Origin of the sequence: Actinoplanes italicus (assembly GCF_003001815.1) — a bacterium.
Lineage (GTDB): Bacteria > Actinomycetota > Actinomycetes > Mycobacteriales > Micromonosporaceae > Actinoplanes > Actinoplanes italicus.
The window spans coordinates 244930-268188 of the sequence record NZ_PVMZ01000009.1; the positions used below are offsets into that span (position 1 = coordinate 244930).

General features: G+C 70.5%; 23 protein-coding genes. 16 read left to right on the forward strand and 7 right to left on the reverse strand.

Features of this window, described 5'->3' with window-relative positions; translation table 11 throughout:
• Positions 1-31: 31 nt before the first annotated feature.
• Positions 32-1009 (forward strand): helix-turn-helix transcriptional regulator, encoded by a 978-nt coding sequence (locus tag CLV67_RS23105; RefSeq protein ID WP_239166456.1) that lies wholly within the window; start codon positions 32-34, stop codon positions 1007-1009.
• A 122-nt stretch (positions 1010-1131) separates the two neighbouring features.
• On the opposite strand, the gene CLV67_RS23110 is transcribed toward CLV67_RS23105, so the two are convergent.
• The gene (locus CLV67_RS23110; RefSeq protein WP_106321721.1) at positions 1132-1773 is read right to left on the reverse strand and encodes a DUF2231 domain-containing protein; all 642 of its coding nucleotides are present in this window, start codon (positions 1771-1773) and stop codon (positions 1132-1134) included.
• A 253-nt stretch (positions 1774-2026) separates the two neighbouring features.
• Here CLV67_RS23110 and CLV67_RS23115 point away from each other — a divergent pair, with 253 nt between their 5' ends.
• From CLV67_RS23115 to CLV67_RS23135, 5 genes are all read left to right on the forward strand, one after another.
• Complete coding sequence (locus tag CLV67_RS23115) at positions 2027-4036, forward strand: GGDEF domain-containing protein (RefSeq protein ID WP_170153962.1); 2010 nt, start codon at positions 2027-2029, stop codon at positions 4034-4036.
• Positions 4037-4234: 198 nt separating this feature from the next.
• Complete coding sequence (locus CLV67_RS23120) at positions 4235-4975, forward strand: matrixin family metalloprotease (RefSeq protein WP_106321726.1); 741 nt, start codon at positions 4235-4237, stop codon at positions 4973-4975.
• Between the two features lie 77 nt (positions 4976-5052).
• On the forward strand, positions 5053-6816 hold the full coding sequence (locus tag CLV67_RS23125; protein ID WP_106321728.1) for a cellulase family glycosylhydrolase: 1764 nt from the start codon (positions 5053-5055) through the stop codon (positions 6814-6816).
• Between the two features lie 68 nt (positions 6817-6884).
• Positions 6885-7745 (forward strand): GNAT family N-acetyltransferase, encoded by an 861-nt coding sequence (locus CLV67_RS23130; protein ID WP_170153963.1) that lies wholly within the window; start codon positions 6885-6887, stop codon positions 7743-7745.
• Positions 7746-7822: 77 nt separating this feature from the next.
• Entirely contained in the window at positions 7823-8176 is a 354-nt protein-coding gene (locus tag CLV67_RS23135; protein WP_106321730.1) for an STAS domain-containing protein, read from the forward strand.
• Between the two features lie 4 nt (positions 8177-8180).
• On the opposite strand, the gene CLV67_RS23140 is transcribed toward CLV67_RS23135, so the two are convergent.
• Both CLV67_RS23140 and CLV67_RS54290 read right to left on the reverse strand, forming a co-directional pair.
• The gene (locus tag CLV67_RS23140) at positions 8181-8849 is read right to left on the reverse strand and encodes a carbonic anhydrase (protein WP_239166457.1); all 669 of its coding nucleotides are present in this window, start codon (positions 8847-8849) and stop codon (positions 8181-8183) included.
• Between the two features lie 348 nt (positions 8850-9197).
• Positions 9198-9329: a hypothetical protein gene (locus CLV67_RS54290; RefSeq protein ID WP_275414916.1), complete on the reverse strand. Its 132-nt coding sequence runs from the start codon at positions 9327-9329 to the stop codon at positions 9198-9200.
• Between CLV67_RS54290 and CLV67_RS23145 the strand changes: the two genes are divergently transcribed.
• The 7 genes from CLV67_RS23145 to CLV67_RS23175 all read left to right on the forward strand — a co-directional run bounded on the left by CLV67_RS23145 (position 9328) and on the right by CLV67_RS23175 (position 17274).
• The gene (locus CLV67_RS23145) at positions 9328-10581 is read left to right on the forward strand and encodes a glycosyltransferase (RefSeq protein ID WP_106321732.1); all 1254 of its coding nucleotides are present in this window, start codon (positions 9328-9330) and stop codon (positions 10579-10581) included. The genes CLV67_RS54290 and CLV67_RS23145 overlap by 2 nt on opposite strands.
• A complete protein-coding gene (locus tag CLV67_RS23150) occupies positions 10578-12203 on the forward strand; it encodes an ArnT family glycosyltransferase (RefSeq protein WP_106321734.1) in 1626 nt (541 codons plus the stop codon). Before CLV67_RS23145 ends, CLV67_RS23150 begins: the two co-directional genes overlap by 4 nt.
• Complete coding sequence (locus tag CLV67_RS23155) at positions 12200-13447, forward strand: glycosyltransferase (protein ID WP_239166458.1); 1248 nt, start codon at positions 12200-12202, stop codon at positions 13445-13447. Before CLV67_RS23150 ends, CLV67_RS23155 begins: the two co-directional genes overlap by 4 nt.
• Positions 13444-15534 (forward strand): galactose oxidase early set domain-containing protein, encoded by a 2091-nt coding sequence (locus CLV67_RS23160; protein ID WP_106321736.1) that lies wholly within the window; start codon positions 13444-13446, stop codon positions 15532-15534. Before CLV67_RS23155 ends, CLV67_RS23160 begins: the two co-directional genes overlap by 4 nt.
• Positions 15531-16049 (forward strand): hypothetical protein, encoded by a 519-nt coding sequence (locus tag CLV67_RS23165; protein WP_146169264.1) that lies wholly within the window; start codon positions 15531-15533, stop codon positions 16047-16049. The genes CLV67_RS23160 and CLV67_RS23165 overlap by 4 nt, the downstream gene beginning before the upstream one ends.
• Before the next feature lie 108 nt (positions 16050-16157).
• Positions 16158-16721, forward strand: coding sequence for a GNAT family N-acetyltransferase (locus CLV67_RS23170; protein WP_106321740.1), 564 nt, complete (start codon positions 16158-16160; stop codon positions 16719-16721).
• 76 nt (positions 16722-16797) lie between these two features.
• Entirely contained in the window at positions 16798-17274 is a 477-nt protein-coding gene (locus CLV67_RS23175) for a DUF4265 domain-containing protein (RefSeq protein ID WP_106321742.1), read from the forward strand.
• A gap of 27 nt (positions 17275-17301) precedes the next feature.
• On the opposite strand, the gene CLV67_RS23180 is transcribed toward CLV67_RS23175, so the two are convergent.
• Positions 17302-18108, reverse strand: a complete 807-nt coding sequence (locus CLV67_RS23180) for an alpha/beta fold hydrolase (protein WP_106321744.1) — start codon at positions 18106-18108, stop codon at positions 17302-17304.
• Between the two features lie 86 nt (positions 18109-18194).
• Here CLV67_RS23180 and CLV67_RS23185 point away from each other — a divergent pair, with 86 nt between their 5' ends.
• A complete protein-coding gene (locus tag CLV67_RS23185; protein WP_203737206.1) occupies positions 18195-18839 on the forward strand; it encodes a TetR/AcrR family transcriptional regulator in 645 nt (214 codons plus the stop codon).
• 5 nt (positions 18840-18844) lie between these two features.
• Here the strand turns inward: CLV67_RS23185 and CLV67_RS23190 are convergent, their stop codons facing one another.
• Positions 18845-19699, reverse strand: coding sequence for an Rv1352/Rv1906c domain-containing protein (locus tag CLV67_RS23190; protein ID WP_146169265.1), 855 nt, complete (start codon positions 19697-19699; stop codon positions 18845-18847).
• Positions 19700-19852: 153 nt separating this feature from the next.
• On the opposite strand from CLV67_RS23190, the gene CLV67_RS23195 reads away from it, so the two are divergent.
• Positions 19853-20071, forward strand: coding sequence for a hypothetical protein (locus tag CLV67_RS23195; RefSeq protein WP_106321749.1), 219 nt, complete (start codon positions 19853-19855; stop codon positions 20069-20071).
• Positions 20072-20164: 93 nt separating this feature from the next.
• Here CLV67_RS23195 and CLV67_RS23200 read toward each other — a convergent pair whose 3' ends face one another.
• Entirely contained in the window at positions 20165-21589 is a 1425-nt protein-coding gene (locus CLV67_RS23200; RefSeq protein ID WP_106321751.1) for an NAD(P)/FAD-dependent oxidoreductase, read from the reverse strand.
• 191 nt (positions 21590-21780) lie between these two features.
• Here CLV67_RS23200 and CLV67_RS23205 point away from each other — a divergent pair, with 191 nt between their 5' ends.
• Positions 21781-22440 (forward strand): TetR/AcrR family transcriptional regulator, encoded by a 660-nt coding sequence (locus tag CLV67_RS23205; RefSeq protein WP_239166459.1) that lies wholly within the window; start codon positions 21781-21783, stop codon positions 22438-22440.
• Here the strand turns inward: CLV67_RS23205 and CLV67_RS23210 are convergent.
• Complete coding sequence (locus tag CLV67_RS23210; RefSeq protein WP_106321755.1) at positions 22416-23216, reverse strand: SAM-dependent methyltransferase; 801 nt, start codon at positions 23214-23216, stop codon at positions 22416-22418. The two genes, CLV67_RS23205 and CLV67_RS23210, sit on opposite strands and share 25 nt — an antisense overlap.
• Positions 23217-23259 lie beyond the last annotated feature (43 nt).

The window sequence follows — 23259 nt, forward strand, 5'->3', positions numbered from 1 at the left end:
CGTTCTACTTCCGGAATGTGGGGACGTTTCTGTGGAGAGCCCGACCGCGCGGGCGCTGATGGCGTTCGAGGCCGTCCAGGGCAGCCCCGGCATCACCGCCGACCGGCTCGCCGAACGCCTCGGCGGCATCTCCGAACGCGCCGCTCGCCGCTACATCGCGATCCTGCGCGAGGCCGGCATCCCGATCGAGTCGGTGCGCGGGCCGTACGGCGGCTATCGCGTCGGTCGCGGCGCCCGCCCGGCCCCGCTGATCTTCACCCAGTCCGAGGCGCTCGGCCTGGTCATGGCGGTTCTCGACGGCCACCACGCGGCCGGTGACACGTCCGACCCGGTGGGCAGCGCGCTCGGCAAGATCGTCCGGGTGCTGCCGGAGAGCCTGGGCGCCCAGGTCGAGGCGGTCCGGCGCACCGCGGCGCCGGCGCCCGACCCGGGCGCTGCGCGGCCCGACCCCGAGATCACCTCCCGGTTGGTGCGGGCTTGCGCTCAGAATCTGGTCGTACGGGTGAGCTACCGCTCCGAGGCCGGCAACGAGTGGACGACCGACGCCGACCCGTGGGCGATCGTGGTCCGGTACGGCCGGTGGTACCTGCTCTGCCACGCGCACAGTGCCGATGCCCGCCGTGCCTACCGGATCGACCGGGTCACGGCGGTGGAGGTCCTGGCCGCCACGTTCCTGCCACCGGCCACTCTGGACCCGGTCGCCGTCCTCGACGAGCACCTGGCCACCGGCTGGGAGTACCACACCGAGATCCTGATCGAGGCGACTCCGGAGCGGGTGGCGGCCATGGTCGGCTCGGCTCTCGGAACCCTGCGCCCCGGCCCCGAGCCCGGCACCACGGTTCTGACCGGTAGCACCAGCAGCCCGTACTGGTATGCCCGCCAGCTGCCGGCCCTCGAGGTCCCGTACCGGATCCTCGGCGGGCCCGAACTGCGTGAGGCGGCCCGCCGGATCGCCGGGCGCCTGCTGACGGCGGCCGGAGCCGGCCCGGAGCAGGTTCGGCCTGCCTGAGACCCGTCTGAGGACCGCCGAGACCTGCGGAGACCTGCGAGACCTGCCTGAGGTCTGCCGAGACCTGCGGAGACCTGCGAGACCTGCCTGAGGTCTGCCGAGACCTGTGAGACCTGCCAGGCCTACCTCACCAGGGAGGACGACGCCGGCTGGCTCGACCTCCGTCCGGCGGCGATGAGTCGCTGCCGGAAACCGGCCTGCCGGGGCACGCGTGGCCCGTCCGCCGGGTGAGCGGCAGGCGGGTGACCGGCAGGCGGACGTTCCGCGTGGCCGGTGTCCAGACGGCCGCCGCTCAGAAGGCCGTCGGCTCGGGGACCGGCGGCTCGCGGCGGGCGAGGGTCGGCGACGGGGGCGCGCGGGTCGGCGAGACGGCCGCCGAACCAGGCGCTGAAGCCCGCGGCGGCGAGGCCGGCCACCTCGACCAGCAGGAGGCCGGCGTTCACGGTCCGGTCCGGATCGCGGACGCGCATCAGGGTGAGGACGGCGAAGGTGATCAGCACGCCGGCGTCGAGCAGCAGGGCCAGGACGAAGATCCGGGCGGCCGGCCCGGCCGCGGTGGCCGCGTCGAAGCCGGCGGTCAGCGTGGCGAGCAGGCCGCCACCGAGGCCGGCCACCAGGTTCCAGAACGCGACCGTGCCGATCAGGGCGGGTGCCCCGAGCAGGGTGGCCAGGTCGAAGACGAAGGCCGTCCAGAACAGGCCGAGCGGGAACATCAGCAGCAGTGGCTGCATCCCGTGGCCAGCGATGCGGAGCCGGCTCTGCATGCGGCGGTCCCCCTGCCGTGCTCGGCGGTGTCATCTGACCCTCCCAGCGTCGACGGAAAGGAGCGGATACGGGCCGTTCCAGGCGGGTGAATCCCTGTGCGTGCGGGTGAATCCGGACAGCCGGTGCGCCCTGGACGAGCTGCCGACTCCGGAGAGTCACAGGGCGGTCGACGCATGGGAGGCGGAAGCCTCAAGGCGGGGGACCGCGTGCCGATGGTGCCTGGGTCGAGCTCAGCCAGGGAGGTGCCGCGTCGTGGAGCGCGATTCCCTGGGTACGGCCCAGCGGTCCCGCCGGCAGTCGTTGCGGGCCTCCGCGGCCTACGGCGCGGTGCCGGCGGTGCTGTCGTCGGCCTACGCGATCGGCACCTGGAGTTCTCCGCACCGGAGCCCGATGCTGCTGGTCGCGGCGTTGATGATCGGCTTCTCGGCGCTGGCCTGGGTGGCCGCCCAGTGGATCTCCCGGACCCGGTGGTGGATCTGGATCCAGCAGGCGGCCGCGGGCGTGAGCCTGGCGGGTTCGGCAGCGCTGAGCGTGCTCGACGGTGGGGTGGCCGGGCCGCTCGGCACGTTCATCCCGCTGTCGGTGGTGCTGATGGCGGTCGTGGTGCCACCCCGGATGTTCCTGGTGACGGCCGGGTCGGGCGCTGTCGCGTACGCCGTGGTCCTGCTCTTCGGCGACACACCGCCCGCCGGGTATCCGCTGGTGCATTCCCTTGCCTTCGCCTGCATCGCGTTCCTGTGCCTGCGGCATTCGGCCGTGCTCGCGTCGCTGCGGCGGCGGCTGGCCGACAGCTCGCGCACCGATCCGCTGACCGGCTGCCTGAACCGGCGCGGGTTCGACTCCTCCGTGGCGGCCGCGATGGCCGAGGCGGAACGATCCGGCACGCCGGTCACCCTGGTGCTGCTCGACCTCGACCACTTCAAGGAGGTCAACGACACGTACGGCCACCGAGCCGGCGACGAGCTGCTCGCGTGGACCGGTCAGGAGTTGCGCGCCGACCTGCGGGCGCGGGACGCGGTGGGGCGGCAGGGCGGCGACGAGTTCGCGATGCTGCTGCCGGGAACCGGCGCGGCCGACGCGGAAGCCGTGGTGGAGCGGCTCCGGGAGCGGCTGCGGCCGTGCGCGCCGGGCAGTCTCGGTCATGCCACGTTCCCGGAGGACGCGAAGGACCTCAGCGAGCTGCTGCTCGTCGCGGACCAGCGGCTCTATCAGGACAAGGCGGCCCGTGAGCGGCGGGCGCCGTGCGCCGAGTCGGTGGCTCGCGCGCGAGCCGGGATCCGGCCGTCCGGTCCGGTGCCGGAGGTGGAGGCGCGGGAGCGGCGGCGGCACTCGATCGCCGATCCGGGCTGGATGTCGATCACACAGACCTGCGTGGCGATGATCTACGTGGCGCTGGTGGCCGGTGACCATCCGCACCGGACGGGCATGATCGCGCTGTCGGTGTGGGGGTTCGTCACAGGGGTGGCGCTGGTCGCCGGCGCCGACTGGGTGAGCCGGTCGCGGCTGGCGCGGCCGGTGATGCTGGCGTTCGCGTTCAGCGCGTTCGTGAGCTGCGCAGCGATCGCCACGCTGGACGGTGGGGTGGACCAGCCGCTCGGGATCGGGGTGCTGATCTCGATTCCGCTGCTCATGCTCGGCATGCGTCCGGAGGTGGCGGGGCCGGTCGCGGTCGCCGCGGGTGGGCTGTACGTGCTGGTCGGGCTGCTGGTCGGCGATCCGGGTGGCTGGTTCCTCGTGATCCAGCTGCTGGGGACCGCGGCCGCGGCGACCGCCTGTGCGTTGCAGGGCCGCTCGGCGGCCCGGCAGCGGCGGCTCCTGACCCGGCTGTCGCGGGTGGATGTGCTGACCGACGTGCTGAACCGGCGCGGGTTCGCCGAGAGGTTCGCCACCCTGATCGAGGAGGACCGGGCCGCCGCGCTGCTGGTACTCGACCTGGACCGGTTCAAGCAGCTCAACGACGCCTACGGGCACGCGGCCGGTGACGAGTTGCTGCGCTGGGTCGCGGCGACGCTGCGGGAGCGGGTGCGGCCGGAGGACGTGGTGGGCAGGCTCGGCGGTGACGAGTTCGTGGTCCTGCTGACCGGTGGCGACGCCTTCGCGGTGGCCGCGGACCTCCGTACGGCCCTGGCCGCGCGGACCGGCGCGAGCATCGGCGCCGCGGTCCTCGGTGTGGACGGTGACGACTTCGACAGCCTCTACGCGGTCGCCGACGCACGCCTCTACGAGCAGAAGAAGCCCGTCCCGCGATACGTCCGAAGCTGACCCCGACCTGCGGAAGAAGCTGATCCGGGCCTGAGGAGGAAGCTGACCCCGACCTGCGGAAGAAGCTGATCCGGGCCTGGGGAGGAAGTCGATCCGGGCCTGGCGAAGAGGGCAACCGATCGGCACCCGGTGATCAACCGGGGCGGCACCGGAGGCGATCCCAGAATGGGGTCCCTCTTTTCAGATCGGACCTGTCGTATGAAGCGTGTTCTGCTCCTGCTCGCCGCGGTGTCGACGCTGGTGGTGGCACAGCCCGGCGTGGCTCTGGCCGCCGCCGGCAGTGCGAAGGCCTATGCGTTCATGAGCCAGGCGCACGGCGACGCCCTGATCGCCCGCTGGAACCCTTGTGGTGGCGCGCTGGACTACCGGGTCAACCTGGACCGGGCCCCGAAGAACTCGCTGGCCGAGGTGAAGACCGCGTTCAGCCGGATCTCGGCGGCCACCGGCCTGACGTTCCGTTATGCCGGGACGACCGACGTGATCCCGCAGGCGGGCAAGGGCTACAAGGGAACCTATCCGGCGGGCACCGAGCTGGTGATCGCGTGGGCCACGCCCGGCAAGCACAGTAAGTGGCTGCCGTCCGGTGCCCGTGCGCTCGGCATGGGCGGGGGCGCCTGGCAGACCGCGTACACCGCGTCCGGCGGCAGGGCGCTGCGGATGGTCGAGGGCTCGGTGGTGCTCAACGCGACCGCGCTGAAGTCGATGGCCCGCGGATTCGGCGGGTCGTCCGGCGGCACGACCGGGGCGGTGCTGATGCACGAGATCGGCCACGCGATCGGCCTGGCCCACCCGGAGCAGAACGACCGGAATCAGATCATGTATCACACCATCACCTCGAAGAAGGCGGTGTGGGGCGCCGGCGACCTGACGGGTCTGCGCAAGGTCGGCAAGACCGCCGGATGCCTGTACGACCAGCGGCCGGCGTCGGTCAAGAAGTAGAGACCTGGTGGAAAGGCCCCATGCGTCGCAGTTTTCACCAGTGTTGCCCAAGGTGAACAAGTGATTACGGTCGATACATGCGGGCCTTCTTCCTGGCACTTCTACTGGTTCTCGCGGGGTTCGTCGCGCCGGCTCAGCCGGCCGCGGCAGCCGTCTCCGACGCCGCCGGCCGCGAGATCGTGCTGCGCGGCTTCAACGTGTCCGGCAGCACCAAGCTGTACGAGAACGGTCTCCTCCCGTTCCGCAGCACCGCCGACGCGGCAACCGCCGCGTCGCAGATGCGCGAGCTGACCGGCGCCAACGCGATCCGCTTCCTGATCAGCTGGGAGGGGGTGCAGCCGGCCCGCGACCGCATCGACACGGCGTACCTGGACCGGGCCGCCGACCAGATCCGCCAGTTCACCGACCGCGGCATCCGGGTGCTGCTCGACTGGCACCAGGACCTCTACTCGGCGCACCTGTTCGACCCGGACAGCTGGTACACCGGCGACGGCGCACCGAAGTGGGTGATCGACGCCGGGACCTATCCGGACGAGTCCTGCGGCATCTGCTTCCTGTGGGGGCAGAACATGATGAACAACGGCGCGGTCCGGTCGGCCGTGTACGACTTCTGGCGCAACCGTTACGGGGTGCAGGACGCCTATCTCACGCAGGCGCGCGCCGCTCTCACCCATCTGCGCTCCCGGGTGGATCTCGGCATGATGCTCGGCGTCGACCCGTTCAACGAACCGTTCGACGGCGGTCTCGACGGCGCCTCCGGGACCACCTGGGAGACGACCTACCTGATGCCGTTCTACCAGCGGTTCCGTGCCGTGATGGACACGGCCGGCTGGACCGCGCTGCCGCTCTACGCCGAGCCGCTGGTCTTCTGGAACACCGGGTTCTTCGAGCAGGGGGGCCTGTCCACGGCCGGCACGCTGGGCAGCCGGTACGTCTTCAACAGCCACTACTACGACGGCAGCCGGATGACGCTGGACCCGAGCGCGGCCGGCGACGGCACGTACAGCGCGGCGATGAACCGGATCCGGGACCGCGCCACCGCGCTGGGAACCGGCGCCTTCGTCTCCGAGTTCGGCAACGCGGTGTCCGGGACGAGCAGCAGCGCCCGCACCCCCTGGATGGTCCGCTCGATGTATCAGGGGCTCGACTCGCGGCTGTCCGGTGCCTCGTTCTGGAACAACGCGGCCCGCTCGGGCCCGGTGCTGTCGGCCACCCAGTGGCACTGGGACGTCTACAGCGGCCGGCACCGCGAGCTGATGAACGGCAACCCGGACAAGGTGCAGACCGCCGGGGACGCGTGGAATGAGGAGGATCACTCGGTGATCGCGAACGGGACGTTGCGGCTGGACCGGCGGGTGCTGGACCGGTTGTACCCGAGTGCGGTCGCCGGCCGGACGGTCGCGTTCGCCTACGAGGATCTGGCGCGCGACGGTTATGCGGGCGCGGGCCGGCAGCAGGCGTGGCTCACGGTGCCGTCCCGGCTGCCGGCGATCGCCGGGCTGGTCGCCGGGCGGCAGTACGGCGTGCTGGTCTGGCGTAGGCCCGCGACCGCACCGGGTGCGCCGACCGAACTCCACCTGCCCGGGTCGTTCCCGTCCGCCCGTACCGCCGTGGTGTCCGATCTGGGGGTTGTCGCCGGGATCCCGGCGACCGGACCGATCTCGGTGACCACCGAGGTGGGTGCCTCCACGGCCCGGCGGCTGTTGCTGGACGCGGGCGGCTCGGCTCCGGGGGCGCCGCACGTGGCGCTCGTGGTCAACGCCGCGGACGTGGCGTCGGTGCCGGCCGCCACGCTCACCGCCGCCCGCACCGAACTGCTGGCCTGGGCGGCGGGTTTGTGATTCCGCTTCATCTATGAGGTGACATCTGGGACTGTGGCCGCCACCCGGCCGGCTGGCATCCTGACTCGATGAACGTCCAGGTCCTGCCGATCACGTCCGCGGACGTGTCCCGGGTCGCGCACTTCCTGCACGCCAATCTCAACACCCGGATCAGTGTCGATCTGTGGGCACGCACGCTGACCCCGCCGTGGAAGTCGACGGCGCCGAATCACGGTTTCATGCTCCTCGCTGCCGGCATCGTCGTCGGTGTCTATCTGGCCTTCTACGCGGAACGGTCGGTCGGCGGGGTGCGGCACCGGTTCTGCAATCTGGCCGGCTGGTGCGTGCTGCCGCAGTATCGCCTGCTCAGCGTCAAGCTGTTGCGGGCGCTGCTGAGACAGGAGGGTTACCACTTCACCGATCTGTCGCCGAGCGGCAACGTCATACCGATCAACGAGCGCCTCGGATTCCGGCACCTCGACAGCACGCTGCTGGCCGTACCCAATGTGCCCTGGCCATCCCTGCCCGGCCGGGGCCGGGTGGTGACGTCGGATCCACGCCGTATCGAGGACCTGCTGGCCGGTGAGGATCTGCAGCTCTACGTCGATCACCGGGAGACCGCCGCGGCCCGTCACGTGGTCCTCGCCGATCGCGGAGGCGTCTGTTATGTGGTCTTCCGGCACGACCGGCCGAAGGGCCTGCCGCTGTTCGCGTCGCTGGTGCACGTCACCGACCCGGCCGTGTTCCGCCGGATGTTCCGGCCGTTCACCCGGCACCTGCTGCTGCGGTACGGCATCCCGGCCACCCTGCTCGAGCCGCGCGTCGCCGGGTTCCATCCGCGTGCCGCGGTCCGGGTGCCGACCGCGCGCCGCCGGATGTTCCGTAGTGACACCCTGCAACCGCAGGATATCGATCTGCTCTACAGCGAGCTGGTCTGCGTTCCTTTCTGAGTGGGAAATTGTTGGCTCGGTCACGGTGTCATCGGAATTTCGGCTCCCGGACACATTGCGCGGGTACCACTTCACACATGACCGACCCGCGTTACGAGATCGAGCGAACCAACCGGCGGACGGGATCCTCCGTCCATCTGCACCTGATCGGCGCCTTCGACCGGGGCGCCGATCGGGTTCTGCGCGTCGGTATGCGTGATGCCTTCGCCTCCGGCCGCCGCGGGCACCGGGTGGTCGTCGACATGAAAGGCGTCGATTCGATCGGCAGCGAATGCCTCGAACTGTTGCTGATCGGCTACACCCGGGCACTGCGGTGCGGTTTCGGATACGAGATCGCCGGCCCGCGCGGTCACGTGCGCCAGGCGCTCGCCCTGACCGGCCTCTACGCGGCCGACGACCAGCCGGCCGGCGACCGCATAGGGGTGTCCTGACGGATCAGTGGACGAGTGTGACCTTGCCGGTGTCGAGGTCGTAGCGGGCGCCGGCCACCTGGGCTCCGCTGTGCGCGATGATCTCGCTGCGTGTGACGAGGGCGGAGACCTGCGCCCGGATGTTGGCCAAGACACCCTTCTCCACGCCGTCCGGGTCGTCGGCGTACGGCTCGAGGATCGGCCGTAGCGCCTCCACGATGGAGGCGATGTGGCCGGGGGCCTCGCCGCCGGTCCGGATCGCGTTGAGGGTGGCCGAGACGGCGCCGCAGCGCTCGTGTCCGAGGACGATGACCAGCGGCGGCGCGAACTCCTCCACCGCGTACTCGATGCTGCCGAGCAGGATGTCGTCGACGACGTTGCCGGCGACCCGGTTGTCGAAGAGGTCGCCGACGCCCTGGTCGAACAGGATCTCCGGGGCGACCCGGGAGTCCGCGCAGCCCAGGATGACGGCGAACGGGTGCTGACCCGCGGCGATCTCGCGGATCCGTGCGGGGCTCTGGTGCGGGTGTTTGCTGTGGCCGCTGACGAACCGCCGGTTGCCGGCGAGGAGCTGCTCGAGCGGGCTGCCCGCCGGGTGCGAGGCCTGGGCTGCCGAAGCGAGGGTGATCGATCCGGCGAGGGCGCCGCCGGCGGCGAACAGCGACCGCCTGCGGAGCGTTGAGTCCAGCATCATGTTCTCCAAACAGTGAGGGACGGGGATCATCATGCTCCTGGTGATCAAGTCCGCCTATGTGACTATCGCCATCAGGACAATCTGCAATCCACATTGACGGCAAATAGGACACAAGCCGCATTTGCTGAGTCGGCCGCGAACGCTTCGGGGATGCCGGGGTTGTTCCCCCGGACGCGTGACGCGAGAAAGAGCCGACATGGCTTATGTTCTTTCAGTGGGTGTCACGCCCCGCCGCCCGGCCGCACCCGGATTCTTGCGCCGGGCCGTTTTTCGTCCCCGGAAGCGGATTCCATAACGGAATTTGTCGTCCATCCGACCGGTGCTCCGCGGAAACATAATCGAAATGAATCACCGGGAAGTGGGAATTGCCGAGATCGACTTGAATGGCGTGCGGGCCATCGCGATATGGTCGTGCCGCTCCATTTCTGGTGGCGAAATTCCCCATTGCTGAAAGGCGACGACCTTGGCTGCCGCCGTCATGATTCTCACTTCCGTCGTGCTGGCCACGTTCGCGGCGGTGACCCTCTGGTGGACCATGCACGCGTGGCGTACCCCGGAGACACTCGCCGCGACGCGCTTCGCCGAGCCGGACGGTGACCACCGGCTGACGTTCTCCCTGCTGCTGCCGGCCCGGCACGAGCAGGCCGTGCTGGAACACACCATCCAGCGCCTGCTCCGCTCGACCCACCAGGGCTACGAGATCATCGTCATCGTCGGGCACGACGACCCGGACACGGCCGCGGTCGCACACCGGGCGGCGGAGAACGCGCCGGGCCGGGTGCTGGTCGTCACCGACCACAACGAGGTGAAGAACAAGCCGCGCGCCCTCAACACCGCGTTGCCGTATGTGCGTGGTGATGTCGTCGGGGTCTTCGACGCCGAGGATCAGGTGCACCCGCATCTGCTCGAACACGTCGACCACGCGTTCCGCTCGACCGGCGCCGACGTCGTCCAGGGCGGCGTCCAGCTGATCAATTTCCACTCCAGCTGGTACAGCCTGCACAACTGCCTCGAATACTTCTTCTGGTTCCGCAGCCGCCTGCACCTGCACGCCCGCAAGGGCTTCATCCCGCTCGGCGGCAACACCGTCTTCGTGCGCACCGACGTGCTGCGCACCGCCAACGGCTGGGACGGCACGTGCCTGGCCGAGGACTGCGACCTCGGCGTGCGCCTGTCCAGCCGGGGCGCCAAGGTGGTCGTCGCCTACGAGGCGTCCCTGGTCACTCGCGAGGAGACCCCGGACAGCATCGGCAGCCTGCTCAAGCAGCGGACCCGCTGGAACCAGGGCTTCCTGCAGGTCCTGCGCAAGGGGGAGTGGCGGCGGCTGCCGACGTTCGGGCAGCGGCTGCTGGCCCGATACACCCTGGTCGGCCCGTTCCTGCAGGCGTTCTCCGGCGTGGCGATCCCGATCGGGGTGGCCGCCGCGATCTTCGCCGACCTGCCGATCGGCATCGCCCTGGCCACCTTCGTGCCGGTGGTGCCGATGGCCGCCAACATCGTCTTCCAGACGGTCGGCCTGCGCGACTTCGGCCAGCAGTACAACCTCAAGATCAAGCCGATCCACTACGCCCGGCTCATCCTCGGCGCCTTCCCGTACGCCCTGGTCCTGAGCGTCGCCGCGTTGCGCGCCGTCTGGCGCGAATACACCGGCCGGCGCAACTGGGAGCTGACCGCCCACGTCGGCGCCCACCTGACCAGCAGCAACGCCAACGCCGAGGTCGGTGCCGCATGACCACCACCAGCGAGCCGAAGACCACCGCGCTCATTCCCAAGGCACGCGGCAACGCGGTCGAGACGCAGCCGACGCGGGCCCTGGTCCCGGATCGAGATCAACAGCCTTCGTGGGTACGCCGACGCGAGCTCAGCGGCGGTGAGGGGTTACTCGCGGGCGGTCTGACCGCGCTGGTGCTCGTGCTCCTGACGGTCAACATCACCGGCTTCCCGATGGCCAGTGACGACGAGGGCACCTACTACGCGCAGGCCTGGGCGGTCGCCACCGGCAAGGGCCTGGCCCACTACACGTACTGGTACGACCATCCGCCGCTGGCCTGGATCCAGCTCGCCGCCCTGTCCTGGATCCCGGACGTCTTCGGTGTCGGCGGTCCCGCAGTCACGGCCGGCCGGGTCGCCATGATCCCGGTCGTCGCCGCGAGCCTGCTGATGGTCTACCTGATCTGCCGCCGCCTCGGCATGGGCATCCGGACCTCCGCGATCGGTCTGCTGATCTTCGGCCTGTCCCCGCTGACCATCACCATGTACCGCGAGATCTACCTGGACAGCTTCGCCGTCGCCTGGATGCTCGGCGCGCTCGCCCTGGTGCTGTCCCCGCGCCGCAACCTGTGGCACTACACCGCCGCCGGGGCGGCCACCGCGGTCGCCGTGCTCAGCAAGGAGACCATGCTGGTCACCCTGCCCGCAGTGTGCGTGGCGCTGTGGCAGAACGCGGCCCGCAGCTCGACCCGGCCGTGGGCGGTCGGCGGCTACCTGAGCGGCCTCGTGCTGGTCGGCATGTTCTATCCGCTCTACGCGCTGCTGCGCGGCGAGCTGTTCCCCGGCCCCGGACACGTGTCGCTGATCGGCGCCTGGCAGTTCCAGCTGGCCAACCGCTCAGGTACGGGCAGCGTGTTCCAGGCCGGCTCGGGATCGTACGACCTGATCCAGTCCTGGCTCTTCTACGACCCGGTCATCCTGATCGCCGGTCTGCTCGCCACGGTCCCGGCCCTGTTCGTGCGCCGGCTGCGCCCGCCCGCGGTCGCCGCCGTCATCCTGGTGCTGGTCGCCGTCCGCCCCGGCGGCTACCTGCCGGCCATGTACGTCGTCCAGATCCTCCCGTTCTTCGCCATCGTCGCGGCCGGGATGATCGACGTCATCGCCCGCGCCGTGCCGAACCGGCAGCGCTGGTGGCGGCCCGCCCTGGCGACCGTGGCCGTGCTGCTCGCCGTCATGCTGATCGGCCCGCGCTGGGTCGCCGGCAACCACCGCAGCCTGACCGCCGACGACAACGCCGGCTACACGGCCGCCGCCGAGTACCTGCGCACCTCCGTCCCGGACCGGGCCGGCACCACCGTGGTCGTCGACGACGTGCTCTGGCTCGACTGCGTGCAGGCCGGATTCCCGGAGGACCAGGTCATCTGGTTCTACAAGCTCGACCTCGACCCGGCCGTGCAGGCCCGCCTGCCGAACGGCTGGCGCGACGTCGACTACCTGGTGTCCACGCCCGCACTGCGCCAGGACCCCAGCTCACTGCCGCTGGTGACCGCGCTGCTGACCAACTCGACGCTGGAGGCCTCGTTCGGCCCGGCGGACGGGCGCATCGAGATCCGCCGTATCAACAAGGAGACCCCTTCATCATGACCACCCAGGCTCAGGGCCGGGCGGCCGTCGGCATGCCGCACCAGGCCACCGTCACCCCGGGGGAGAAGACCCTCTCGCTGGACCGGTACCGCCGGCTCGGGCGCACCCGGGCCGTGCTGCCCGGCGAGATCGGGGTCCGCCCGGCGCCGGGGACCCTGCGGCAGAGCCTCATCGTCCCCACCTACAACGAGCGCGACAACGTGCCCGCCCTGCTGGCGAGGCTGGCCGCGGCCCTGCCGCACGACGACACCGAGATCGTGTTCGTCGACGACAGCACCGACGGCACCCCGGAGGTCATCGAGGCGCTCGCCGCCGACTACCCGATCGCGATCACCGTGCACCACCGGGAGAACGGCGCCGGCGGTCTCGGCGGCGCGGTGGTCGAGGGCATGCGGATCGCGCGCGGCGAGTGGATCGTCGTCATGGACGCCGACCTGCAGCACCCGCCGGAGATCGTGCCCGACCTGATCGCGGCCGGTCTGCGCGACGGCGCCGACCTGGTCGTCGGCAGCCGATACGCGCACGGCGGCAACACCGGTGGTCTCGCCGACGGATACCGCAGGCTGGTGTCCCGCGGCTCGACGCTGCTGGTCAAGACCCTGTTCCGCAACCACCTGCTCTCGGTCAGCGACCCGATGAGCGGGCTGTTCGCGATCCGGTCCAGCTCGCTGGACGCCTCCTCGCTGCGGCCGCTGGGCTACAAGATCCTGCTCGAACTGATCGTCCGCAACCGGCCCGGCCGGATCGTCGAGGTGCCGTACGGCTTCCAGGCCCGGCACGCCGGCGAGTCCAAGTCGACCGCCGCCGAGGGCATCCGCTTCCTCAAGCACGTCGGCGTCCTGCGCTTCGGCCTCGCCCGGCTGCGGATGCTGGCGTTCGCGCTGATCGGGCTCTCCGGCCTGCTGCCCAACCAGGCCGTGCTCTGGGCGCTGCTGCACCTCACCGACATGCACTACGCGGCCGCCGCGGTGGCCGCCAACGTGGTGGCGGTCGGCTGGAACTTCGTCCTGACCGACACGCTGCTGTACCGCAACCACCGGCGCAGCGGCCTCGTCAGCCGGTCGGCCCGGTTCTTCCTCATGGGCAACGCCGACCTGCTGCTGCGCATCCCGATGCTGACCCTGCTGGTCAGCGGCCTGCACCTGGGCGTGCTCGCCGGCAACCTGCTGACCCTCGTCGCGTCCTTCGTCGTCCGATTCCTGATCTCCGACAGGCTGATCTACCGAGCGGGAAAGAAGCCATGACCCAACCTCGACCGATGCTGAGCCGGCGCAACCGGCTCCACATAGCCCAGTTCCTGGTGCTCACCCTCGTACTCTTCCTCGGTCTTCCGGAACGTCCGGCGTCAGCCGGCGCGAACCTGATCGCCAACCCGGGCCTGGAGAGTCTCGCCGGTGACGGCTTCCCGGTCTGCTGGGAGCAGTCCGGGTGGGGCGCGAACGGCCACACCTTCGCGGTCAGCACGGACGCGCACTCCGGCGCCCGATCGATGTCGGTCACGCTGACCACGGCCGGTCAGGGCGACCGCAAGGCGATGATGCTCGAGGACACCTCGTGCGCGCCCAACGTCACGCCGGGCCACCAGTACGACCTGTCCGTCTGGTACAAGACGAGCACGCCGAACACGGTGATGACCGTGTTCCGGCACGACGTCCAGCAGGGCTGGGTGTACTGGACCGACCTGGCCAGCCTCGCGGTGGCCGCCGACTGGACGAAGCAGACGGTCCGCACCCCGCAGATCCCGGCGAACACCGACCAGATCGTCTGGGGTGTCACCATCTACGGCAACGGCACCCTGAAGACCGACGACTACACCATGGTCGACGCCACCCAGACGGTGCCGGACGCGTCGTGCAGCGCCGGTGACAAGTGCGTCAAGGGCGACTGGCAGGTCATGCCGTTCCAGTCGTCGGTGCGGGCCATCCACGCCGTGGTGCTGCGCAACGGCAACGTGCTGCTGATCGCCGGCTCCGGCAACGACCCGGCCGCGTTCGCCGCCAAGACGTTCACCACCGCCATCTACAAGCCGGGGACCGGGCAGTTCACCGCGGTGCCGACGCCCGAGGACCTGTTCTGTTCCGGGCACGTGCAGCTCAAGGACGGCCGGGTGCTGGTCATGGGCGGCAACAAGGACTACCCGGCCGCGGACGGCAGCCACGGCTACAAGGGGCTGAAGAACTCGTACATCTTCGACCCGGCGAACAACACCTACACCCGGGTCAACGACATGACCGCCGGGTCCTGGTACCCGTCGGCGACGGCGCTCGGCAACGGTGACGTCATCTCGCTCGGCGGTCTCGGCGAGGACTCGCACGGCATGGTCGCCACCCAGTATTTCGACGAGTCGGAGAACCGCTGGCTCGGCCTCAACGAGGCGAACCAGACGTGGAACTTCTGGGGCCTCTACCCGTCGATGATCCTGATGCAGGACGGCCGGCTCTTCTACACCGGCAGCCACGTCTTCGGTAACGGCACGCCCGGCACCGGCTCGTCGATCTACGACTACGGGGCGAACACCATCACGCCCGTCAACGGCCTGCGCAAGAAGGACGAGCGCGACCAGTCGATGAGCGTGCTGCTGCCCCCGGCACAGGACCAGAAGGTGCTGACCATGGGCGGCGGCAACATCGAGACCAACCCGGACGCGCACCGGCTCACCGACCTCATCGACCTCAAGCAGGCGACCCCGGCCTACACCGCCGGCCCGTCGATCCCGCAGGGCACGCTGACCGGTGGCGTCGCGCAGACCGGCGATCAGGGCAAGATGTACGTCTCCGCGGTCCTGCTCCCGGACGGCAAGGTGTTCGAGACCGGCGGTGCGCTGCACAACCGGGCCGACCCCGTCTACGAGGCGTCGATGTACGACCCGGCCACCAACACGTTCACGCCGGGCATGGCCACCGACCCGGTGCCGCGCGGATACCACTCGTCGGCGTTCCTGCTGCCCGACGGCCGGGTCATGGCGGTCGGCGACAACCCCGGCAACGGCACGTTCGACATGCGGGTGTCGGTCTACTCGCCGCCGTACCTGTTCAAGGGCGCCAGGCCGCAGATCACCTCGCTGTCCAGCGCGAACTGGGCGTACGGCAGCTCGAACACGATCACCGTGGACGGCCCGGTCCTGAAGGCGGAGCTGATCCGCCCGGCCGCGGTGACGCACTCCAGCGACCCGAACCAGCGGTTCGTCGACCTGCCGATGACCGTGAACGGCAACTCGATCGACCTGAACCTGACGAGCAACCCGAACCTGGCGCCGCCGGGCTGGTACATGCTGTTCGTGGTCGGCACCAACGGCGTCCCGTCGGTAGCGAAATGGGTGAAGATCGGATGAGCCGTACACGTCTCGCCGCAGTGGTCCTGACCGCGGTGGCCGTCGCCGCCGGTGTGAGCTGGGTCGGGCTCGACTCCCGCGATCCGGGGACGATCCGGACCACCTCGGTCGCCGCCCGCGGTGTCCTGCCCACCGTCTCGCCCAGCGCCGGGGGACCGGCCGCCGCCACGAAGGGTGCCGGCACCGCCACGACCCCGGAGAAGGCCGCCAAGACGACGAAGCCGGTCAAGCACGCGACCCCGGCGCCGTTCGTGCAGACCTTCGCCGGTCAGCCCGGCATCACCCGCCAGAAGCCCAAGCGCAAGCCCACGGCCCCGGTCAGGGTGGCGCCGACGGTCGACGGCTGCGACCGCAACTACGGCACCATCGCGCATTGCGTCCCGGTCCGGTTCCCGGCGGGCGTCACCGACAAGTGTGTCTGGCTGCGCGAACACGGCTTCAAGAACCTCAAGGTGGCCGCGAAGGACTCCCAGAAGCTCGACTCGAACCGGAACGGGGTCGCCTGCGACGAGTAGCCGTCCGGCACGACCGGGAGCCGGTCCGGGACACGCCCATCGTGACCCGGCCCGGCTCCCCGCCGTTTATCCGTCGCGGGATCGGGGCCGCTGTGTGATCGTGGGCGGATGCCGCAACCGATCTTGCGCACCGAACGGATGCTCCTGCTCCCGCTCACCGACGAGCACCTGGACCTGGAGGTGGAGCTGGACTCCGATCCCGAGGTGCTGCGCTATCTCTACGGCCGGACCCGCACCCGCGACGAGGTGGCCGAGGCGCACCGGCGGCGGATGGAGCTGGGCCGCCGGGTCGACGGGCTCGGGTACTGGGTGGGGTTCGGCCCGGCCGGTGACTTCATCGGCGTGCTGATGCTTCCGCCCCTGGACGAGCCGTCGGCCGCTGAGCTCGGTTACCGGCTGGCCCGCGCCCAGTGGGGTAAGGGATACGCCACCGAGGCCTCCCGCGAACTGCTGCGGCACGGCTTCGAGACCGTCGGCCTGGAGCGGATCATGGCGCAGACCATGACCGTCAACGCCGGTTCCCGTGCCGTCATTGCGAAGGTCGGTCTGCGTTACGAGCGCACGTTCTTCCCCGACTTCCCGCCGATCCCCGGATCCGAGGAGGGCGAGGTCGAGTACGCGATCGCCCGTGCGGAATGGTTCGCCCACATGCCCGAGGGCGGTGTGCGCTGATCTTCTGGGAGACTACGTCACCGCGGGGGTCGGATGCGGGCCGGACGGGGATGGCGATGAGCGGGCGAGACGCCTGATGGCGAGCGTCAAGGTGCACTTCGACCTGCCGCGTGAGGACACCGACTGGCCTCCGGTCGACGTCGAGAGCCTGTGGGCCGAGACCGTCTCCGACGATGTGGTACGCCTGGCCAACGTCCCCTGGTTCGTGCGCGGCATCGCCAACGGCGACCTGGTGCGGGTACGCCCGGACGCCGACGGGGTGCTCTGGGCCACCGAGCACGTCGAGTGGTCCGGCAACTGCACGATCCGGGTCGTCCCGTTCCGCAGCGGCCCGCTGCGCGGTTCCCGGCAGCGGGTGCTGGACGCCTTCGAGCCGTTCGGTGTCACCGGCGAGGGCATCCAGCAGTACGGCCTGGTCGCCCTCGAGGTGCCGCCGGGCGCCGACCTGGCCGGCGTGCAGCGTGTGCTGCGGGCCGGCGCCCGTGACGGTTGGTGGGACTACGAGGAGGGCTGCGTCGGCGAGGAGTGGACCGCCGCCGCGAAGGAGCGCTAGCGCCGGCTCCGTCAGCGCCGGGCTCTGTCAGGGCCGGGCGAAGAACTCGGCGAACGGCTCGACGAGGGATGGATTCGCCCGTGCCAGGCCGTCGTGGTTGCTGCCCCGGATCTCCAGGGTGCGGGCGTTCGGTATGGCCTCGGCCAGCGCCGCGTGGATCTTCGGGTAGTAGGGCGGGCCGCTGGCTCCGCATACCAGCAGCACCTCGGCGGTGATGCCGGCCCACCGGGAGGCGGGCCCGCGGAGCTCGCTGATCGCCTGCGACTCGTCCAGGGTCATGGCCACCAGGTCGCCCATCGTCCGCCCGATCGGCGTGCGCATGAACAGCTTGATGATCGCCACCTGCATGCCGACCGGCAGCTTGGACGAGGGCATCTGCGGGTTGAGCCCGGCGCCCGTCAGTGCCAGGGCACGGGGGTTGTCACCGGCTTTCGCGGCGGCCCGCGCGGCGGGCAGCCAGTCGGTCGGGAACATGCCGTCGACCGGCAGCGGCACGTCGTAGACCGCGAGCCGCGTCATCGGAACCTGCTGACGGGCCGCCTCGATCGCGACGACCGCGCCGCCACTGTGGCCGAGCACATTGGTCGCTCCGGTGTGCGCCAGCACCGCGGCCAGGTCGTCGACGTCCTCCTGGATCGAGTAGGGCTCGCTGCGCGGCGGCGCGTCGGCCCGGCCCCGCCGGTTGTAGAGGTGGACGGTGAACCGGTCGGCGAGCCGGGCGGCCAGCCGCCGGTAGATGTCGATGGTCACACCCCCTCCGTGCGCCACCACGATGTCCGGCCCGGCGCCGGTGGTGTGCAGGCGAAGCCTTGCGCCGTCTCTCGCCTCGATCATCTGACTGCCTCCCACATCTGACTGCCTCCCGCATCTGACTACCGGTGATAAACCGCGAACGCTGTTTGCAGTTTACAGTAGTGCACGTGACCGACGCACCCTCGATTTGGCTCCGCCCGGAACGTGGCAGCCGCGGACCGCAACCCACCCACAGCCGGGACGAGATCGTGGCGGCGGCCGTCACGCTCGCCGACGCCGAAGGGCTGAACGCCGTCTCGATGCGCGCCGTCGCCGCCGCCCTCGGGACCGGCGCGGGCACGCTCTACCGCTATCTGTCGTCCCGCGACGACCTGCTCGACCTGATGACCGACCGGGTGGTCGCCGAGCTACGGCCCTACCCCGAACCCGGGCCGGACCCGATCGCTTCGCTGCTGGAGCTGGCCGGCCGGCAGCTCGGCCTCTACCGGCGGCATCCCTGGCTGATCGAGCTGCTCGGCCGCGCGACCGGCATCGGCCCGGAAGGCCTGGCGTTCTTCGACCACTGCCTGCGGGTGCTGACGCCGGTACGCTGCGCGAGCGCCGCCAAGTTCGAGGCGCTCGCCATGACGACCGGGGTGGTCACGCTGTTCGTCCGCAGTGAGCGGTCGGCGCCGCCGCCCGCGTTCACCGGGCTCGACCTCACCCCGTACCCCCATCTGGTCGCCTCGTTCGGGCAACCGGGAGTGCCCCGCGCCGATCTGTTCGAACGGACCCTGCGCGGGCTTCTCCACGCCCTCCTCGAAGAGGAGTAGGGCCGTCAGGCCCGCTTCCAGCCGCCGCAGCCGGCCGAGAGGAAGGCGGTGTCGCCGGACCGGACGGTGACCGTGGCCCGGGTGCCCGGCGCCACGAACTTCGCCTCCAGCGCCTTGCCCGCGCCGGACTGCCGTTCCCAGTAGCAGCCGTCCTCCTCGGCCGCGGTGTAGGTGCCCGGTTCGACCAGCTGGCCGACGCGGTGCAGGCCGTCACCGACCGTGGTGCCCGCCGGGCCGCCCTCGCGCTGGATGAGCTGGCGCCACTTCTGCGACAGCGGCTGGTCCGGGCAGAGCACGAGCGCCCCGATCAGCTCGTCGGACCGCTCGGTCGTCATCTCGTAACCGGGCTTGAGATAGTCCTCGGCCGGGTTCACGTCGGCGCAGATCGCGAAGAGGCTGGAGATGTCGTCGTCGGCGTAACCCGTGGCCCGCAGGGCGGTCTCCTCGCGGTCGCCGGCCGGGGTGACGATCTCCTGCGGACTGCCGTCGACCGCGATCACGTCACAGAAGTAGCCCTCCGCCTCCCAGGCCTGGCTGAAGTCGTGCCGGCCGGTGCGGTCCGCCTTGATGGTGAACTCCTTGCGCGGGCCGACATTGCTGGCCAGGAAGCAGCTGACGTCGACCGAGCTGCCGTCGTCCGGGCCGGATTCGGTGGTGATCCGGCCGGCCGGCGTGACCACGGGCGGGGCCGCGGCCGGGATCGTGGTCGCCGGATCGGTGCTCGCGGCGGCCGGCTCCGGGTCGTCACCGCCGGTCAGCAGGAAGAAGACGGTGCCGCCGACGGCCAGCAGCGCGGTGACCAGGGCGGCCGGGAACAACCAGGCGGCACGGCGGGGCTGCGGCGCATGGTGGTACGACAATTCGGGGCTCCCCGGGGGGTCGGGAGGATCAATGCATCAGCATGTATGTCCTGTCCCCGCGGGGCCAGAGTCCGTTCGGATGGTCTCCACGCCCCGTTCACGGGGGGTGACTCGGTGCCGGTGATTGGATATGGGGTCCCTAGGATCGTCACCATGGGTTATCCAGCTGAAGGGCCGATCACCGCGGTGCGGGTGGAATGGACCGGCGCGCGGTACCGGATTCATCTGGTGCGCGGCGCCGGTGGCGGGATCAGCGTCGTCGACGGTGGTGCGCGACCGGCCGAGGTGATGGCGGCGCTGACCGCGCAGGGTGTGTCGGCCGAGGACGCGGAGCATTGCGTCCGCGAGGTGGAGCCGGGCTTCCGGGCCTGACCGGCCGGCCCGCACACGCGGGCCGGCCGGCTGTTAAGCCGCTCGGGAGTCTCCGCCGCTCGGGAGTCTCCGCTGCTCAGGAGTCTCCGCTGCTCAGGAGTCGAACGAGAAGCCGAAGGCGTTGGCCGCCTTCAGGATGAAACCGTCCCGCCCGCCGTTGCGGTCGGAGCGGGCGATCGCGTTCCGGATCACCTGCACGGCGGGATACAACACCGGCTCCGGCGGGACCGGCAACGGCTTCTTCTTGGCCATCTTCACCCGGGTGCGGACGGTGTCCTTACCGTCCAGCAGGTCGAGCATCACGGTCGCGCCGTAACGCGTGGCGGCGACACCGAGGCCGGTGAAGCCGCTGCTGTAGGCGACCTTGCCGCCCATCGCCCGGCCCTGGAACGCGGCCAGCTGGGTGCACATGTCGATCATGCCGCCCCACGCGTGGCTGAACTTCACGTCCCCGAGCTGCGGGAACGTCCGCATGAAGTGGTCGGCGAGCCGCGCGAACGTCTCCGGGTTCTGGTCGTGCTCGGGCCGGATCGCGCCGCCCCTGTGGTAGACCACGTCGTAGCCGCCCCACAGGATCCGGTTGTCGGAGGTCATCCGGTAGTAGTGGAACTGCCGCGAGGTGTCCGAGATGCCGAACCGCTTCGTCCAGCCGATCGCCGCCACCTGCTCGTCGGTCAGCGGCTCGGTCATCAGCACGTAGTCGTAGACCGGCACGGTCAGCAGCCGGTTGCGCTTGAGCAGAGACGGGAAGCCGTTCGTGGCCAGCGCGACCTTGCGGGCACGCACGCTGCCGGCCCACGTCGCCGCGCGTACCGAGGAGCCCTGGTCCTTGATGTCGGTGACCGGGGTGTTCTCGAAGATCCGCACGCCGAGCCTGAGGCAGGCGGCCTTGAGGCCCCAGGCCAGCTTGGCCGGGTGCACCAGCGCGGCGCCCTCGTGCTGCATGAGGCCGGCCCGGTAGAGCGGCGACCTCACCAGCGCGGTCAGCGCCTCGCGGCCGTAGAACGTGGTGCCGTCGGTGACCGCCTCGCGCAGCTCGTCGACCTGATGCGGTTCGGTCGCGACGGCGAGCACGCCCTCCTTCTGGAACTCGGCGTCGATGCCGTGCCGGGTCAGGGCGGCCTCGAAACCGGCGAAGTTCTCCGCGGCCAGGGCGTCGAGGATGGGCAGCTCGTCGGCGAAGTGCCGGCGCCCGTTCTCGGTGCCGTGGGTGAGGCTGGCCTCGACGAAGCCGCCGTTGCGCCCGCTCGCGGCCCAGGCGATCTCGTTGCCCTCGACCAGCACGACGTCGAGCGACGGGTTCGTCTCCTTGGCGATCAGCGCCGTCCACAGCCCGCAGTAGCCACCGCCGACGACCAGCAGTTCGGTCTCGGTCGAGCCGTTCAGCGCCGGCTGGGGGGCCGGCCGACCCGGGTCCTCCAGCCAGAACGGGGTGCGAGCGGCGCCGGCTAGGGCCTTGCGGATGCGCTGCTCGTCGGTGCGGATGGCCAGATCGTAAGCGGGGGGTGTGGCCGCCATGGTGAGTCCCTTCAACTCTCTCGAGATCTCCGCGGGTGTCGGCCGATTGGAGATCTCGTGAACAGATGAAACCGCTCCCCGCACGCTTATGTCAATGCGTTGACATAAGGAGGACCTATGGTGGTGTGGTGCCTGGAGTGGAACGTGTGCGCAGCGTGGGGGCCCGACGCCGGAAAACGCGGACCGGTGTCGTGCTCACCGCGGACATGATCGTCGACACAGCTCTGCGTCTGATCGACGCGCCTGGCGGCGACAAACTGAGCGTCCGCCGCCTCGGCGCCGAGCTGGGTGCCGACCCGACCGCCGTCTACCGCTACTTCCGTGACATGGACGCGCTGCTGCTCGCCCTCGCCGACCGGCTGATCGGCGACGCGTTCGCCGAGTTCGTGCCGCGCGAGCACTGGGCCGACTCGCTGCGCGACCTGGCCGCCTCGCTGCGCCGGTCGATGCGGCTGCACCCGCGGCTCGCGCACCTGCGGGCGATCCGGGTCACCGCCGGCCCGCACGAGATGCGGGTCGTCGACACCGGCATCGGCATCATGCTGAGCGCGGGGTTCGCCCCGGCTGACGCGGTCCGGCACTACCGCGACTTCGTCGACACGGTGCTGGCGGTGGCAGCGGTCGACGCCGCCGAGCTGACCCCCGGGCAGGAGGCGGCCGAGCAGGAGGCCTGGTCCCGGGTCTACACCTCGCTGCCCGCCGAGAGCTATCCGAACGTGCACCTGGTGCGCGAACACCTGCCGTCGATGTACAACTCGGCCTTCCCCGGGACCATCGACAAGCTGATCGACGCCCTCGTCCACGCGGCACCTTCGTCAGGCGGTTCTCAGGCCGTGCCGACCCCCGCGTAGGCGCCGAACCGCTCCGGGTGGCCGACGGCCTCACCCGGCTCGGGGCGCCACAGCGGAATGTGCACCAGGCCGGGCTCGACCAGCGGGAAGCCGTCGAACCAGGACGCGATCTCGGCGTGCGACCGCAGCACGATCCCGGTGCCGGTGCGTGACGACAACTTCTGCGCCTCGATCACCTCCGGTGGCTGCCCGTCTGCCGTCGCGTGCGAGATCACCAGATGACTTCCCGGGCCGACGGCGGCACGCAGCCCGGCCACGATCCCGGCCGGATTCGCCTCGTCCGGAACGAAATGCAACACCCCCGCCAGGAGTACGGCCACCGGCTGCCCGAAATCGATCAGTCCGAGCTCGGCCGTGGCACTGAGCACGAGCTCGGTGTCCCGCGCATCGGCGAGGACGACCCCGGTGGCGGGGACATCGGCCAGGATGGCCCGGCTGTGCTCCACCGCGACCGGGTCCACGTCGACGTAGACGACCGCCGAGCCCGGCGCCTCGGCCTGCGCGATCTCGTGCACGTTGCCGGTCGCCGGGATGCCCGAGCCGATGTCCAGGTACTGGCGCACCCCGGCCCGGGCCAGGAACCGCACCGCCCGTTGCAGGAACGCCCGGTTGGCCCGCATCGTCGCGCCGATGTCCGGCGTCATCGCCTCGATGTGGCCGGCCAGCTCCCGGTCGACCGGCAGATGATGCGAACCGCCCAGGAAGTAGTCGTACACCCGGGCGGCGCTCGGCCTGCTCGTGTCGATCCCGTCCGGCACCCAATCCAGATCAGTCATGTATGAAGATCTATCACCCGGCTGTGCCGTACCGCTGTCTCAC